Source organism: Rhizobium sp. NFR12, assembly GCF_900108545.1.
GTDB lineage: Bacteria > Pseudomonadota > Alphaproteobacteria > Rhizobiales > Rhizobiaceae > Neorhizobium > Neorhizobium soli.
The window spans coordinates 97,641-113,097 of sequence record NZ_FNWM01000004.1 but is presented as its reverse complement, the minus strand read 5'-3'; the positions used below and the strand labels follow the sequence as shown (position 1 = coordinate 113,097).

The window sequence follows — 15,457 nt, the reverse complement described above, 5'->3', positions numbered from 1 at the left end:
GACCGCTGACGGCAAAGTTTTCCGGTGCTAGAACTGGATCATGCCCAATATGGTTTCAGGAAATACGATTGCGGAAGTTGCAAGCCTGATCGGCGATGCTGCACGCGCCAACATGCTGTCCGCGCTGATGGGCGGACAGGCGCTGACGGCGGGCGAACTGGCACGCCACGCCGGCGTCACCGCGCAGACCACCAGCGGCCATCTCGGCAAACTGGCGCAGGCTCGCCTGATCGAGGTCGAGAAGCAGGGCAGGCACCGCTATTACCGACTTGCCTCTCCGGAAGTCGCGCACGCGATCCACGCGTTGATGGCAGTCGCCGCGGATGGGCCGAAGCGCCATCATCCTGTCGGCCCGAAAGACGAAGCGTTACGGCTTGCCCGCACCTGTTACGATCACATGGCCGGCCGTCTCGCCATCGCGCTCGCCGATGCCCTAACAGGAAGCGGCTACATGCTGCTCGGCGATGGAGCCGGCCTGATCACCGACGAGGGCAGACGGTTCTTTTGTGATTTCGGGATCGATCTCGAACAGCTGACCCGTTCGAAACGCCCGCTCTGCCGGACATGCCTGGATTGGAGCGAGCGACGGCCGCATCTGGCGGGACAAATGGGTGCAGCACTGCTGGACCGCGCTCTTGGCGTCGGCTGGATCAGCCGCCGGGAGGAAACCCGGGCTCTGCGGATCACGCGCGCCGGAGAGATCGGGTTTGCCGAGACATTCAGGCTTCCATCGGACTGGCGTATTGCACCGTCCGGAACTCTGATGGTCAGGCGGCTTCCTGGGTCTTCCATTCCGGCAGCGGGAACAGCTTGTCGTAGCCAAGATTGAAGAGATAGGCATAGACCACGTAGAACAGCGCGATCGCGATATCCATTGTCAGCGCATGGAGAAGGGTAATCTGCAGATACCACGCGATAAACGGCATCAGCACGACCAGCAGACCGATTTCGAACAGCACCGCATGAGCAATGCGCAAGGCAGGCGTCTTCAGCGTCGTACCCCGTCGCGCCTGCAGAAAGCGGTCGAAACCCAGATTGTAGAGGTAGTTCCAGCCGGTCGCGACCGTCGCAGACACGACGCCGACAATGCCCATATGTTCGGCCGGCATGTCGAAGACGAAAGCGCCGAGCGGCACCATCATCAGAAGCCCGATGATTTCAAAGCTGATGGCGTGGCGAATACGGTCTCTTATCGAGCGCATGATCTTCCCCTTTAGGTGAGGTTCATGCCGGGTCGTCCCGGCGTTATGCCCATTCAGGGGGAGGTCGTCCTCTCTCGAGGCCGAAATAGGAGCCCAGGGAGTGCGAGGCAAGTTTTTTCAGCGCAAGTCAGCCATGCCGAAAACGCAAAAGGCGGGCCAGAGCCCGCCTTCGATCTTGTTTCCGCAGCCGCCTGACTTAGGACGCGCGAGCAGCCGGACGACGGCGCTCGTGCACCGGCTGGTAGGCAAGCTTCGCGTGATATTTGCAATAGGGCGACGCATCCTGCGCATCGCAACCGCAGAAATGAAAGTCGTCCGTCAGCGGATCGCCAACCGGCCACTTGCATGTGCGCTCGGTGAGATCCGTCAGCGACAGACGGCGCGAGATCGGCACAACGACGCTGCCGGAAGCGGTGTATTTCACCGGTTCGGCGACGTTGACGTCCTGATCTTCCTTGAGTGCGTTTGCACCCACCGTCCGTGCTGCGGGACGGGCTGTGTCGCGTCCGGCAAAGCTCGGCGCGCGCGGAGCTGCGGGCGCTGGGCGCTTAGATGCCGGGCGATTGGCCGACGCCGAACCGCCTGCTTTGGCGCGACCCGGAAGGTTGAGACGGTGCACTTTGCCGATCACGGCATTGCGGCTTACGCCTCCAAGTTGGGCTGCAATCTGGCTGGCGCTGAGACCTTCCGACCATAGTTTTTTAAGTCGCTCGACGCGCTCATCAGTCCAGTTCATGCCGTTCTCCGCCTTTGAACGTTGCTGGCAGACAGAATCCGTTCACCTCTGCGGCGAAATAAATCCGCCGCACCCACGCAATCTATGCTTCGAGGTGACTAGTTCCGCCGCATGCGTTCTAGTAATTGAGGATTAACCTAGTGTGTGGCTGACTCCGTGGCAAGAGTCGCTCGAATCGCCGCGAATCGATTTCGCGGTTTTCCCCAACTTGCTGCCCTCAAGAGTCATTTTTGTCACAGACCGAAATGCCGCAATACAGCATCAGGTTGCATCGCGGCATATGCCCCGAAAGCCCTATAAAACACCAAGTTTTGTTGACATGGAGGCACTTAGCCATGATAGTGCCCGCGCCGCCCGGTGGGCGGCATTTTTGATTTTTCAGGCCGCATTCCCGGTCTCCGGAGAGGTCTGGAGAGGGGGTTCGGAACCTACCCAGAGGAGTGATGTCGCCATGGCTGAAGCCGCACTTTACGACACGTTTGCCCGGGCACCTTTGCGCTTTGATCGAGGCGAGGGCGTATGGCTTGTGACGGAAGGTGGCGAGCGATATCTGGATTTCGGGGCAGGCGTTGCCGTCACCTCCTGCGGTCATTCCAATCCGCATCTGGTAAACGCGCTGAAGTCGCAGGCCGAGAAGGTCTGGCACCTTTCCAACCTCTACGAGATCCCGGAGCAGGAGCGTCTGGCCCGCCGTCTGGTGGATGCCACGTTCGCCGACAAGGTGTTCTTTACCAATTCCGGCGCCGAAGCGCTTGAGACCGCCATCAAGACGGCGCGTCGCTACCATTTCTCCAAGGGCCATCCGGAGAAATTCCACATCATCACCTTCGAAGGTGCCTTCCACGGCCGGACCATCGCGACGATCGCCGCCGGTGGTCAGGAAAAATACATGGAAGGCTTCGGCCCGAAGGCGCCAGGGTTCGATCAGGTGCCGTTCGGGGATCTCGATGCCCTCAACGCTGCGATCAACGAAAACACCGGCGCGCTGCTGATCGAGCCGATCCAGGGCGAGGGCGGCGTGCGCGTCGTGGACAAGGAATTCCTGCGCGAGCTGCGTCGCATCTGCGATGACCGGGGTCTGCTGCTGATCCTCGACGAAGTGCAGAGCGGGGTTGGCCGCACCGGCCGGTTCTTCGCCCACGAACTGACAGGCATCACGCCTGATATCATGGCTGTTGCCAAGGGCATCGGCGGCGGCTTCCCGTTCGGCGCCTGCCTTGCGACCGCAGAGGCTGCTTCCGGCATGAAGCCCGGCATCCACGGCACGACCTATGGCGGCAATCCGCTTGGCATGGCCTGCGGCAACGCAGTGCTCGACGTCGTGCTCGCCGATGGCTTCCTTGAAAACGTCCGCGATGTCGCGCTCGTGTTCCGCCAGGGACTGGCAAGCCTGAAGGATCGCTTCCCGGATGTGATCGAAGATATCAGAGGCGAAGGCCTGATGCTCGGCATCAAGGCAAGGGTGCCAGCTGGCGATCTGGTCGTTGCAATGCGCGATGAGAAAATGCTGTCAGTACCTGCTGGCGATAACGTCGTGCGCCTTCTGCCGCCGTTGACGATCACGGCGGAGGAAGCCCGCGAGGGGCTCGCACGGATCGAACGGGCAGCGGAAAAGCTGACCGAGGCAGAACTCAAGAAAACAGCCTGAGCGCGATGAGGGGTGCCGGTGACGGTTCCCCTCGATAGGGGACGATAGCATGGCATCACCAAAGCATTTCCTGGATCTTTCGGCGGTTTCGCCGGAGGATCTTCGCACCATTCTCGACGACGCGAAAAGCCGCAAGCAGGCCTTCAAGGCCGGCAAGGGCGACCAGCCGCTCGCCGGCAAGATGTTGGCGATGATTTTCGAAAAGCCGTCCACCCGCACCCGCGTCTCCTTCGATGTCGGCATGCGCCAGCTCGGCGGCGAGACGCTCTTCCTGTCCGGCACGGAAATGCAGCTCGGCCGCGCCGAGACGATCGGCGATACGGCACGTGTCCTGTCGCGCTATGTCGATGCGATCATGATCCGCACCACCGATCACAACCGCATGCGGGAAATGGCCGAGCACGCCACCGTGCCTGTTATCAACGCGCTGACCGACGATACCCATCCCTGCCAGATCATGGCCGACCTGATGACCTTCGAGGAGCATCGCGGTCCTGTCAAAGGCAAGACCATCGCCTGGACGGGTGACGGCAACAACGTGCTGCACTCGCTCGTCGAAGGCTCGGCGCGGTTCGGCTACAAAATGAACATGGCCGTGCCAATGGGCTCCGAGCCGCATGACAAGTTCCTGAACTGGGCGCGCAACAATGGCGGCGAGATCATGCTCTGCCACGACGCCGAACGGGCGGTCACCGGCGCTGATGTCGTCGTCACCGATACGTGGGTGTCGATGAACCAGGAGCACAAGGCGCGTGGCCACAACATCTTCCAGCCCTATCAGGTCAACAAGGCGCTGATGGATCAGGCAAACAAGGACGCGCTCTTCATGCACTGCCTGCCGGCGCATCGCGGCGAGGAAGTCACCGACGAGGTCATCGACGGACCACAGTCGGTGGTGTTCGACGAGGCGGAAAACCGTCTTCACGCGCAGAAGTCGATCCTTGCCTGGTGCTTCGGCATCGTCTGAGGATCGAAAGCGCTTCCGACTTGAATTCGATGAGAGCCGCCACCATCTGACGGCTTTCAAAGCGCGCCGCCGAACGAGTGCGGCGCTTCAACACGATATCGTCAACGTTCTCAAATCCCCGGCCGGCGGTTCCGCTGCGGCTGGCGCTTGTGTAAAAGCGTTCGAGGAACTGAGAGCGCCGGCGCGAAGGAGTTAACTCATGGCGGAAGCGACTGTTGAACTGAACGAACTCGATTTTGCCGGCGACGACCGCGTCGTGCCCTTCCAGGTGGATGGCCTCGATGTGCGCGGCCGTGCGGTCCAGCTCGGGCCACTCCTCAACGCGATCCTCGGACGGCACGATTATCCGGCACCTGTCGCACGGCTGCTGGCGGAAGCCGTCGTGCTCACTGCACTGCTGGGCACTTCGCTGAAATTCGAAGGCAAGTTCACCATGCAGACCAAGGGCGACGGCCCGGTCGACCTGCTTGTTGCCGATTTCTCCACGCCGGACGCACTGCGCGCCTATGCCCGCTATGACGAGGATGCGCTGGCCGAGGCCGTCGAGAACGGCAAGATCTCGCCTGCCGAACTGCTCGGCCATGGCTTTCTTGCGCTGACGATCGATCAGGGCCGCGGCATGCAGCCCTATCAGGGCATCGTGCCGATGGACGGCTCGTCGCTTGAAGAAATGGCCGGCGTCTACTTCCGCCAGTCCGAACAGATCCCGACCAGGGTTCGCCTCGCCGTCGCCGAACTCATCGACCGCGACGAGGACGGCAACCCGCGCCACAACTGGCGCGCCGGCGGACTTGTCGCCCAGTTCCTTCCGCAGGCGCCTGAGCGCATGCGCCAGCCCGACCTGCACGGCGGCGATGGTGACGAACGCGATGCCGTCGAAGTCGAGGACGATGCCTGGTTAGAGGCGAGCACGCTGGTCGGCACCATCGATACGGACGAGCTGACCGATCCGCAGGTGGCGATCGAACGGCTGCTGTTCCGGCTGTTCCACGAGCGCGGCGTGCGGGTCTATGATCCGCAGACGGTGTTCGACCGCTGCAGCTGCTCGCGCGACAAGATCAAGGGCGTTCTGGACGGGTTCTCTGCGGAAGAAATCCACGCGAGTGTGGAAGATGGAGAAATCGCGGTAACCTGCGAGTTCTGCTCGACCACCTACAAGTTCGTGACGGAAGAATTCGAAAGCGCCTGATCCGCCTTGCGGGTCAGTTCAGAACGCGCACGACGCCTGGTGAATCCAGCGAGAAGGCGGGAATGTCGACTTTGAAAGTCTCGCCTTCGTCCGTCTTCATATCGTAGGTGCCGAACATGACGCCGGATGGCGTGTCGAGCGGGCACCCGGACGAATATTCGTAGCTGTCGCCGGGCTCCAGTCGCGGCTGGTCGCCAACGACGCCTGGTCCGTCGACCTCGTCGACGATCCCGTTTTCGTCCGTGATGTTCCAGTAGCGATGCACGAGCGTGACGCTGATCGAGGACTTGTTCTCGATCACGATCCGGTATCCCCAGACATAACGACTGTCCTCGGGGCTCGACTGCTCCTCGAGATAATAGGGCTCGACGGCGACGTCTATGTCTCTGGTGCGGGCGCGGTACATTGGCACCTCAAGATTGCTCATCGTGCCGATATCGTACAGTGGGGGAGAAAGGTCAAGAATTCTCGCGGCTTGCATCTGAGGCAATGTCGCGTTCTTGATGATAGGGATAACTGATATGGTAAACCCGGAGCGTTCCGGGTCTACCCATCGTTCGGCGTAAAGCCGATCAGATCTGCTTCAGCGCCTGCGCGAAATCTTCCAGCAGGTCGTCCGCATCCTCGATGCCGGCCGAAAAGCGCACGGTGCCGGGAGAAATTCCCAGTTCCGTACGAGCCTCGTCGCTGAGGTTCTTGTGCGTCGTCGTCGCCGGATGCGTGATGATCGAGCGGGTATCGCCGAGATTGTTGGAGATGGTGACCACCTCCATGGCATTCTGCAGCTTGAAGGCCGCTTCCTTGCCGCCCTTCAGCTCGAAACAGACCAGCGTCGATCCGCCCGTCATCTGCTTGGCGATGATATCGGCCTGCGGATGATCCTTGCGACCGGGATAGATCACTTTCGCGACCTTGGACTGCTCGGCCAGGAAATCGGCGATCTTTGCCGCATTCGACGTCTGCTGGGCAACACGGATCGGCAGCGTTTCCAGGCCCTTGATCAGTGTCCATGCGGTAAACGGTGACATCGCCGGACCGGTATGGCGATAATAGTCCTGCAGGTGCTCCAGAACCCATTCGCGGTCCGAAAGGATGACGCCGGCAAGGCTGCGGCCCTGGCCGTCGATATGCTTGGTGGCGGAATAGACGACCACATGGGCGCCGAGTTCCAGCGGCCGCTGGAAGAGCGGCGTTGCGAACACGTTGTCGACCACCAGACGGGCGCCGACCTGATTGGCAAGCTTGGCAACGCCGGCAATGTCAATCACTTCCAGCGTCGGGTTTGTCGGGCTTTCCAGGAAAAACACCTTGGTGTTGGGCTTGATCGCCGCTTCCCAGTTGGCAAGGTCGCGACCGTCGACCAGCGTGCATTCGATGCCGTAGCGCGGGGCGAGCGTTTCGACAACCCAGCGGCAGGAACCGAAAAGGGCCCGCGCGGCAACGATATGGTCGCCGGCGCGAAGCTGGCACATGAGCGCTGCCGTGATGGCGGCCATGCCGGAGGCGGTGGCACGGGCTTCTTCTGCACCTTCCAGCGCACACATGCGCTTTTCGAACATGTCGTTGGTGGGACTGCCGTAGCGGGCATAGATATAGCCGTCGGCCTCGCCCTTGAAACGGGCCTCGGCGGCTTCTGAACTGTCGTAGGCGAAGCCCTGCGTCAGGTAGATGGCTTCAGACATCTCGCCGTATTGCGAGCGCAGCGTGCCGCCATGGACGAGCGTGGTGGCCGGGCGCCAGTTCTTGTTCGGGGATTTGCTCATGTGTTCATCACCTTCGTGATACAAAAAAACCGGCCGCAATCGCAGACCGGTTTTCAACCCGGTCTTTTTAGCCACTTGTTTAACGTGGCTGCAAGCCGACCGGCCAAATCACCACGGGATAAAGCTGCCTTACGCCTCGCTTCCGCTTGCGTCAATGGTCCGCATTTGGTTTTGTCGCCCCCAAAATCTGAAAGAGACATGATGGCTCGCGAAACGGGAATTCTGGCGGACCGCGCAATTGCGGCGCTCTTCGAACAAGGACGGCTGAAGTCCGAGAGGGCGCCTGATCAGGACCAGATCCAGCCGGCGAGCCTTGATCTGCGCTTGGGGCAGAAGGCGTTTCGCGTGCGCGCCTCGTTCATGCCGGGGCCGATGAGCCTCGTGTCCGACAAGCTCGAGCGCCTCAGCCTGCACGTCATCGATCTCTCCGAAAGCGCCGTCCTCGAAACGGGCTGCGTCTATATCGTGCCGCTGATGGAAAGCCTCGATCTGCCGGCCGAGATGTCGGCTTCGGCCAATCCGAAAAGCTCCACCGGCCGCCTCGATATCTTTACCCGCGTCATCACCGATCGCGCCCAGGAGTTCGACAAGATCCCTACAGGCTATCGCGGTCCGCTCTATCTCGAAATTTCCCCGCGCACATTTCCGATCGTCGTGCGCCAGGGCTCGCGCCTGTCGCAGATCCGCTTCCGCGTCGGCAACGCCCTTCTGCAGGAGCCGGAGCTGTTGGCGCTGCATGGAGCCGAAACGCTGGTCGCCGCCGCGCAGCCGAACATTTCCGGCGGCGGCATAGCGCTATCGATCGACCTTGCCGGCGACAACGATGGCCTGATCGGCTACCGCGGCAAGCACCACACGGCCGTCGTCGATGTCGACAAGAAGGCCCAGCATGATCTGTTCGATTTCTGGGAGCCGATCCACAGCCGCGGCCGCAACGAACTGATTCTGGATCCGGATGAATTCTACATCCTCGTCTCGCGCGAGGCCGTCCATGTGCCACCGCTCTACGCGGCCGAAATGACACCGTTCGACCCGCTGGTCGGCGAATTCCGCGTCCATTACGCCGGCTTCTTCGACCCCGGCTTCGGCCACGAGGCCGCCGGCGGCCGCGGCAGCCGCGCAGTCCTAGAGGTGCGCAGCCACGAGGTCCCGTTCATCCTCGAAGACGGCCAGATCGTCGGCCGCCTCGTCTACGAACACATGCTGGAAGAACCCCAGGGCCTCTACGGCTCCGGCCTCGGCTCGAACTATCAGGCGCAGGGCCTCAAACTCTCCAAGCATTTCCGCAGCTAGGACATCCCCGGACGCTTCCACCCCGGCGACCTTGACAGACAAGGCCCATTGTTGGAAACCTTCCCCCGACGCGGGTGTAGCTCAATGGTAGAGCAGCAGCTTCCCAAGCTGAATACGAGGGTTCGATTCCCTTCACCCGCTCCAATCCCCATCCCGATCAGCTCTCCTTCCGGCGCGGCATGTGGGGTGTCTTGCTCCAGTGGAAGGGCTTTGTCCTGAGTTCCCGTAGCGCCTTCCAGGCGGCGAAGGATGTCATCATCCAGTAGAGCGGCACGGCAACCCAGCGGCGTCCGACGAGGCGCTTCTCGTGGTCGGTCATCGATCCGATGCCGAGGCCGAGGAAGATGAGATAGCTGCCGAGGATATTGGTGAAGTCGATCGCGAACAGGCCGACGACCTCCAGCGGCAGCGTGTCGATCGGCGCCCGCAGCATTGCCGAGAAGCCGACGCCGAGAAAGACGAGGATAAGCGGATGCAGCAGCGATGACAAAAGCATGCCGCCCACCAGCAATTGGATCACGCAGAAAGGCTTGATGCCGATTTCGCCGATCAGCCGCGCTGGGTCGCGCATCAGCACCAGCCAGGTTTGCAGCCAGCCCTTGAACCAGCGGCTTCTCTGCGACGTCCAGACCTTGATCGATAAAGGCGCGTCCTCCAGCGTCTGGTGCCGCATCACGTCGGCGGTAAAGCCAAGCCGGTAGAGCCGCATGCCAAGATCGGCGTCTTCCGTCACGTTGTACGGATCCCATCCGCCGGCTGCGATCAGCGCGCTGGTGCGGAAATGGTTGGACGTGCCGCCGAGTGGAAGCGGCATGTTCATTCTCCCGAGCATCGGCAAAAGGCCGCGAAACAGCGCTGCATATTCGAGCGAAAACAACGCGCTCAACCAGCTTTCCCGGGCGTTGGTGATGATCAGTGGTGCCTGCAGGCAGGCAAGTTCGGATGGTGCCGCGCGAAACCGCCGGTACGCCTCGCGGAGTTGTAGCGGGTGCGGCCTGTCCTCGGCGTCGTAGATTGCCGTGAATTCGCCGCGCGCACCTTTCAGCGCATAGGTGAGAGCCTTTGGCTTCGTCCGCGGACCATAGGCCGGCACTTCGACGATCTCGAACTGGGGGCCAGGCTCAAGCGCCTTCAAGGCTTCGATCGTCTGCCGGTCGTCGATTTCGCATACGAACTTGATGTCGAGCAGAGATGCGGGCCAGTCCAGCCGCTTGAGGCTTGCGACCAACTGCTCGGCCATGTCCTCTTCGCGGTAGAGTGCGACCAGAATAGTGTAACGCGGCAGCAGCCCGAACGGTGGAGCGACTGGCACGCGTTCAGGCGCCACCAACGTTTGCCGGATCATCGCCGAAAGCCGAAGACAGAGCGTCGAGAAATAGGTGAGCGACAGGACGATATGCAGCGCAAGCAGCGTATCGATCGGTGCAATCAGCAGGAGACAGGCAAGGGTCGTCAGAAACGACCCACCGTAAAAGCCCTGGTGGCCTGCGAGCACAACGCGGGCCGACAGCAGGGGTCTCTGCTCGAACAGGGTATTCGTGGTCTCGCGGATGCGGCGCGCTGCATCGGCTTTCCAGACGGATTCGCGAATGGCGCTCGGCGTGGTGATGACGAGATCGCGGCCCACAAGCGGCAGGGTCGCAAGCGTTGCCGCAATCTGCGAAAGTCGCGCCGCCTCCGGCACGATGGCGATTTCCTGCGCCTTGTTGCGATGGGCGATCCTCACCATGGTCGGGCGTGTCAGCTGGGCGTCGGTCGAGGGCAGGATAACGACAAGCGCGGGATCGAGCGACGAGACGAAGGGAAGTCGCAGCAGACGGGCGATGGCACCGTAATAGGCGTCTTCCCTCACGTCGCCGCTTGCCAGAAGCTCGGCCTCGACCGTCGTCCCGTTTTGCCTGGAGAGGCCAGCCAGCTTGGCGATCAACGGTTTCGAGAAACCGAGGGCCGCAAGCGCTGTCAGCTCGACCTGGATGCCGGGACGAAAGTCGAGCAATTGCCCGGACTCGGTCTCGTCGGTCGGCGGCGCCCCCGTTTCGTCGTGATAGGTCGGCTGCGAAGCATGTTCCTCTGAGCGCATGTTGCTGCTACACCGTCCGCAGACGAACCCCTATCGCCCCACACGGATCATAAAGATGCGATACCTGATTACATCCCTAAAAAGCAGTGGTGTTTTCAAGTTTATGCAGCTTTTGGTGGTGGTGATACACGGACTTCTGTCCGCATCGCAGGCACTTGCGGCCTCCACCGCTCCGCCTTCTACCCCGGCGACCCAGCTTCCGCTGATGTTTGACGCACGAGAACGCGTGGAGCGCCAGGATCTGTCGACAATCCTGCGCGTGCGCATCCTGACGACTGTCGATTTCCCCCCTTTCAATTTCGCAGATCAATCTGGCCGGCTGTCAGGCTTCAACATCGATCTCGCCCGCGAGATTTGCACGGTCCTGAAGATCGAGGCAAAGTGCCAGATTCAGGCCATGCCCTTCGCGGATCTCGAAAAGACCCTGGAAGACGGGGGCGGGGAGGCCGTGATGGCAGCGGTCGCCGCAACTCCGTCGCTGCGGCAGCGCTTTCTGTTTTCCAGGCCCTATCTCGGTATCCCGGCAAGGTTTGCCCGCAACAACGCGGCGACACTGGCTGCGACCACGGTATCGGACCTCAGCGATCGTCCGGTCGGTGTCGTCAAGGGAACGGCGCATGAGGCGATGCTAAGAGCGTTCTTCCCGAAGCTCACGCAAAAGCCGTTCGACAGTTACGAGGACATGCTGGCAGCGCTGAAGGAGAGACAAGTGGATGCCGTCTTTGCTGATGGCCTTCGCCTGCCTTTCTGGGTCGCAAGCGAGGCATCGGAGACCTGCTGCAGCCTGTTCGACGGCCCCTACCTGTCGCAGAAATTTCTAGGCGAGGGCCTGACCATCATGGTCCGCAGAAACGATCCGACCCTTGCCGCCGCCTTTGATCAGGCGCTGGCCGAATTGTCGCGCAACGGCCGCCTGCAGGAACTCTACCTGCGCTATTTCCCGAACGGCCTCTATTGAGACAGAGGAATTTTTTCTCAAGAGACGCTGAATGCAACGCGGCTTACTGGCTCGCCCAGATGATCCGCGCCATCCATTCCACATCGGCCGTTTCGAAGGAACGGTTCGCGTGTTCGGGGTTGAGCGACAGAAGCTCGATCAGGCGCGCGCTCTGGCGCGCCAGAACTTTCGCCATCACCTCGCCCTCGCGGGTTTTCAACACCACGCGGTCGCCACGCCGAACCTGTGCGCCGGGCTCGACGATCAGCACGTCGCCGTCCCGATAGAGCGGCATCATGGAATCGCCCTGGACCTCGAGCGCGTAGACACCGGCTTTTCGAGCAGGATCAACGGGAAATTCCACCACATCCCAGCCCTGTCCGGCAGGAAAACCGCCATCGTCGAAAAAGCCGCCGGAGCCGGCCTGGGCAAAGCCGAGCAGCGGGATCGTGCCGTTCTGGGAGGGAAAATTGCCGTCGGGAAGTTGCGACCTGCCCATCGCATGCGGCAGATAGCTCATGAACTGATCGACCGTTGCGCCGGTCGCTTCCAGAACTTTGGCAATCGATTCCGTCGAGGGCCATCGCAGTCGTCCGTCGGGGCCAAGCCGTTTCGACTTGTTGAACGAGGTCGGATCCAGTCCTGCGCGTCGGGCAAGCCCAGACGGCGACAGCTGATGACGCTCAGCCAGCGTGTCGATCGCGATCCATATCGTCTCATGTGACAGCATCGTCGTCCCTGCCCCCGGCGCAAGAGGAAACAGCCGTTGCCGCCTTCCGCCTGCCATTGCCGATCAGTCCCGTTGGATGCAAGCGTCAAGGATACCGGCCCTCAAGGCGCCGCCGCCCGGAGATGGGCGATCTCCGCTTGCTCGTCGCAGAATTTAGCCCAGCAGGGGGATTTCGTAAAGCAGAAAAGGAATAAAATCCTTTGCTGCTATCCTACGCCACCATGGCCATGTTGAGCCGGCCGAGCTTGATGACGGCCTGGGTGCGACTATCGACGTTCAGCTTCAAAAGAATAGCCGAGACATGCGCCTTGATGGTCGCCTCAGAGACGCCCAGCTCGTAGGCGATCTGCTTGTTGAGCAGGCCTTCGCCAAGCATCGACAGAACCCGGTGCTGCTGGGGCGTCAGCGTCCGCAGACGGTCGAGAATGTCTGATCTTGCGGCGTCTTCCTCGCTCTGCGATGTCTCGCCTTTCGGCACCCAGATATCGCCTTCCAGCACGGCCTGTATTCCGGCCCTGATATCGTCAAGCCCGCAGGATTTGGAAATGAAGCCGGAAGCGCCCAGATCGAGCGCCCGCCTGATCGTGCTGCGATCGTCCGTGGCTGAAACGATGATCACCGGTAGCGCCGGAAAGGCCGACCTGAGCGACGTCAGGCCCGCAAATCCGCTCACGCCCGGCATGGCAAGGTCGAGCAGCATGAGATCGGTTTCGGGATTGTCTTGGGCCGCTGTTCTCGCCGCATCGAAGTCGCCCGCTTCGATGATGACAATTTCGTCGGCAACGCCTTGAATCGCCTGTTTCAGCGCACCGCGGAAAAGCGGATGGTCGTCGGCGATGATGATGTTGAGTGTCTGCATGTCCACGCCCCCTCCCAAAGGCATAGTCGTGCTTTCCCTGTAATACCTAATGTGTAGCGCCGAGTGTGGCGCGACACAAGTCTGCAAAATAGCATGACTCAGGTCCTGTCCGGTTGCGGCTCGCCGCCAAATTCCCGTACCATCGACATGACGCCGCGCATGAACCGCTCGATGATCGAGAGCGACCGGTCGACAGCATCGTCATCAGGAAAGGTCTTGGGGCGATCGGCAAGACGCTGTTCCAGCGCGGTTACGCGTTTTTCGAGCAGATCCAGTTCCTTTTCATAGGCGGCCCGCTCGTCCGGTGCCATGCGGCAGACCAGTTCTCCGTCGGTGTCGTTGCACAGCGACATCGCGCCGGTTTGCGTATCCAGCCGAACGATCCCCTGTTCGGTCCGCTCCAGCTGGAACCGCCGGTCGTCTTGCGCTTGAGCCGGCAGCGAAAGCACCTGCGTCGAGAGCGCAACGGTTACAAAGACTCGTGTCGCAGTGATCCTTTTCATGATCCTTCCTCCTCATTGCACCATGGACAATCAACGCCCTTTGCGGCAAACGGTGCCGATCATAGATCAGAGCCGGACTATGGGAGTTCGTGATGCCCGATATCGTCTACAAGATCGTACCCGATTCACTTTGGCGCAAGGCCAAGGAGACTGGTCGCTTCGAAGGTGCGGAAATCGACCTGCGCGACGGCTACATCCATTTCTCCACCGGGTCCCAGGCGCGCGAAACGGCCAAGCGGCATTTCGCCGGCCTGACGGGCCTGATGCTGGTCGCCGTCAACACGCTGGTTCTGGGCGATGCCCTGAAATTCGAACCCTCGCGCGGCGGCGATCTTTTCCCCCACCTATATGGCTTCCTGCCGTTTTCAGCCGTGCTCTGGGAAATGCCGCTTTTGATCGGCGTTGACGGCCAGCATGCCTTTCCGGAGAAAATGCCATGATCGGAACAGTGATGCGGCCGTTTTCGGCGCTGGCGTCGCGCAGTCTGTTCGTCTTCGATCCGGAAAAAGCTCACGGCCTGTCGGTCGCGGCGCTGAAAAGCGGTGTCGTGCCGGCCTGCAGCCTCAAGGCCGATCCGCGGCTCGCCCAGACGATCGCCGGCATCCGCTTTGAAAACCCGATCGGGCTTGCCGCCGGCTATGACAAGAATGCCGAAGTGCCGGATGCGGTCCTGAAGCTCGGCTTCGGATTTACCGAGGTCGGTACCGTGACGCCGAAGCCGCAGGCTGGCAACGACAAGCCGCGCATCTTCCGGCTGGTGGAAGACCGCGGCATCATCAACCGGCTCGGCTTCAACAACGAGGGCCACGAGGCGGCTTTCCAGCGCCTGTCGGCCCGTAGAGGCGCAAGCGGCATCGTCGGTGTCAATATCGGCGCCAACAAGGACGCACAGGACCGTATCGCCGATTACGTCGCTGGTATCCGCAAATTCTACGGCCTTGCCACCTATTTCACCGCCAATATCTCGTCTCCCAACACGCCCGGCCTGCGCGACCTGCAGGCACGCGACAGTCTGAAGGCGCTGCTTGAGGCAATCCTGTCCGTGCGTGACGAAGAGGCGACCCGCCATGGCCGTTCCGTGCCGATCTTCCTGAAGATCGCGCCGGATTTGACCGAAGAAGGCATGGACGATGTCGCAGCTGAAGCGACGTCCCATGCGCTGGATGGTCTGATCGTTTCCAACACGACACTGGCGCGCGACGGTCTGCGCAACCGGACCCAGGCGAAAGAAGCGGGCGGCCTTTCCGGCGCACCGCTGTTTTCACGCTCGACGACCGTGCTTGCCAAGATGCGCCAGCGGGTGGGCAAGGACCTGCCGATCATCGGCGTCGGCGGTGTGGGAAATGCGGCGCAAGCGCTCGAAAAGATCCGCGCCGGAGCCGATCTCGTTCAGGTTTATTCCTGCATGGTCTATGAAGGGCCGGGCCTGCCATCCGCAATCGTTCGCGGCATGTCGTCTCTGCTTGACCAGGAAAAGGCCACATCGATCCGCGATCTCCGCGACACGCATCTCGACCAATGGGCGGCCAAAAGCCTCTAGCCGTCGGCTT

The 15,457-nt window shown here is 61.4% G+C and carries 16 protein-coding genes, 1 tRNA gene and 1 riboswitch; of the genes, 9 read left to right on the top strand and 8 right to left on the bottom strand.

The window, feature by feature from the left end; genetic code table 11:
* Window positions 1-40: 40 nt before the first annotated feature.
* Window positions 41-829 carry an ArsR/SmtB family transcription factor gene (locus BLW69_RS16875; protein ID WP_092663654.1) on the top strand — a complete coding sequence of 263 codons (789 nt, stop codon included), beginning with the start codon at window positions 41-43 and terminating at the stop codon, window positions 827-829.
* On the opposite strand, the gene BLW69_RS16870 is transcribed toward BLW69_RS16875, so the two are convergent.
* Together BLW69_RS16870 and BLW69_RS16865 are read right to left on the bottom strand one after the other, a co-directional pair.
* Window positions 768-1,202 carry a PACE efflux transporter gene (locus tag BLW69_RS16870; RefSeq protein WP_062453928.1) on the bottom strand — a complete coding sequence of 145 codons (435 nt, stop codon included), beginning with the start codon at window positions 1,200-1,202 and terminating at the stop codon, window positions 768-770. The genes BLW69_RS16875 and BLW69_RS16870 overlap by 62 nt on opposite strands.
* 196 nt (window positions 1,203-1,398) lie before the next feature.
* Window positions 1,399-1,938: a GcrA family cell cycle regulator gene (locus tag BLW69_RS16865; RefSeq protein WP_062453927.1), complete on the bottom strand. Its 540-nt coding sequence runs from the start codon at window positions 1,936-1,938 to the stop codon at window positions 1,399-1,401.
* A gap of 451 nt (window positions 1,939-2,389) precedes the next feature.
* On the opposite strand from BLW69_RS16865, the gene BLW69_RS16860 reads away from it, so the two are divergent.
* From BLW69_RS16860 to BLW69_RS16850, 3 genes are all read left to right on the top strand, one after another.
* On the top strand, window positions 2,390-3,586 hold the full coding sequence (locus tag BLW69_RS16860) for an aspartate aminotransferase family protein (RefSeq protein ID WP_092663652.1): 1,197 nt from the start codon (window positions 2,390-2,392) through the stop codon (window positions 3,584-3,586).
* Window positions 3,587-3,635: 49 nt separating this feature from the next.
* Complete coding sequence (gene argF, locus BLW69_RS16855; RefSeq protein ID WP_062453925.1) at window positions 3,636-4,553, top strand: ornithine carbamoyltransferase; 918 nt, start codon at window positions 3,636-3,638, stop codon at window positions 4,551-4,553.
* 199 nt (window positions 4,554-4,752) lie between these two features.
* Entirely contained in the window at window positions 4,753-5,742 is a 990-nt protein-coding gene (locus BLW69_RS16850) for an Hsp33 family molecular chaperone (protein ID WP_092663650.1), read from the top strand.
* 13 nt (window positions 5,743-5,755) lie between these two features.
* On the opposite strand, the gene apaG is transcribed toward BLW69_RS16850, so the two are convergent.
* The gene (apaG, locus tag BLW69_RS16845; protein WP_062453923.1) at window positions 5,756-6,148 is read right to left on the bottom strand and encodes a Co2+/Mg2+ efflux protein ApaG; all 393 of its coding nucleotides are present in this window, start codon (window positions 6,146-6,148) and stop codon (window positions 5,756-5,758) included.
* Between the two features lie 166 nt (window positions 6,149-6,314).
* Complete coding sequence (locus tag BLW69_RS16840) at window positions 6,315-7,505, bottom strand: O-succinylhomoserine sulfhydrylase (protein ID WP_062578956.1); 1,191 nt, start codon at window positions 7,503-7,505, stop codon at window positions 6,315-6,317.
* A gap of 46 nt (window positions 7,506-7,551) precedes the next feature.
* A riboswitch (SAM riboswitch) is annotated at window positions 7,552-7,630 on the bottom strand.
* 73 nt (window positions 7,631-7,703) lie between these two features.
* Between BLW69_RS16840 and BLW69_RS16835 the strand changes: the two genes are divergently transcribed.
* Complete coding sequence (locus BLW69_RS16835) at window positions 7,704-8,798, top strand: 2'-deoxycytidine 5'-triphosphate deaminase (protein WP_162759431.1); 1,095 nt, start codon at window positions 7,704-7,706, stop codon at window positions 8,796-8,798.
* Window positions 8,799-8,868: 70 nt separating this feature from the next.
* Window positions 8,869-8,942, top strand: a tRNA-Gly gene (locus BLW69_RS16830).
* Between the two features lie 13 nt (window positions 8,943-8,955).
* Here BLW69_RS16830 and BLW69_RS16825 read toward each other — a convergent pair.
* Entirely contained in the window at window positions 8,956-10,878 is a 1,923-nt protein-coding gene (locus BLW69_RS16825) for a glycosyltransferase family 2 protein (protein ID WP_092663648.1), read from the bottom strand.
* Between the two features lie 205 nt (window positions 10,879-11,083).
* On the opposite strand from BLW69_RS16825, the gene BLW69_RS16820 reads away from it, so the two are divergent.
* Window positions 11,084-11,836 carry a transporter substrate-binding domain-containing protein gene (locus tag BLW69_RS16820; RefSeq protein ID WP_244508873.1) on the top strand — a complete coding sequence of 251 codons (753 nt, stop codon included), beginning with the start codon at window positions 11,084-11,086 and terminating at the stop codon, window positions 11,834-11,836.
* Between the two features lie 43 nt (window positions 11,837-11,879).
* Here the strand turns inward: BLW69_RS16820 and BLW69_RS16815 are convergent, their stop codons facing one another.
* The 3 genes from BLW69_RS16815 to BLW69_RS16805 all read right to left on the bottom strand — a co-directional run bounded on the left by BLW69_RS16815 (window position 11,880) and on the right by BLW69_RS16805 (window position 13,907).
* Window positions 11,880-12,545 (bottom strand): S24 family peptidase, encoded by a 666-nt coding sequence (locus BLW69_RS16815; RefSeq protein WP_092663644.1) that lies wholly within the window; start codon window positions 12,543-12,545, stop codon window positions 11,880-11,882.
* A gap of 211 nt (window positions 12,546-12,756) precedes the next feature.
* Window positions 12,757-13,404 carry a response regulator gene (locus tag BLW69_RS16810; protein ID WP_062453903.1) on the bottom strand — a complete coding sequence of 216 codons (648 nt, stop codon included), beginning with the start codon at window positions 13,402-13,404 and terminating at the stop codon, window positions 12,757-12,759.
* A gap of 98 nt (window positions 13,405-13,502) precedes the next feature.
* A complete protein-coding gene (locus BLW69_RS16805; RefSeq protein WP_092663642.1) occupies window positions 13,503-13,907 on the bottom strand; it encodes a hypothetical protein in 405 nt (134 codons plus the stop codon).
* Between the two features lie 92 nt (window positions 13,908-13,999).
* Here BLW69_RS16805 and BLW69_RS16800 point away from each other — a divergent pair, with 92 nt between their 5' ends.
* Window positions 14,000-14,347 carry a DUF952 domain-containing protein gene (locus BLW69_RS16800; protein WP_062453901.1) on the top strand — a complete coding sequence of 116 codons (348 nt, stop codon included), beginning with the start codon at window positions 14,000-14,002 and terminating at the stop codon, window positions 14,345-14,347.
* A complete protein-coding gene (locus tag BLW69_RS16795; protein ID WP_092663640.1) occupies window positions 14,344-15,447 on the top strand; it encodes a quinone-dependent dihydroorotate dehydrogenase in 1,104 nt (367 codons plus the stop codon). Before BLW69_RS16800 ends, BLW69_RS16795 begins: the two co-directional genes overlap by 4 nt.
* The last annotated feature ends 10 nt before the right edge of the window (window positions 15,448-15,457 follow it).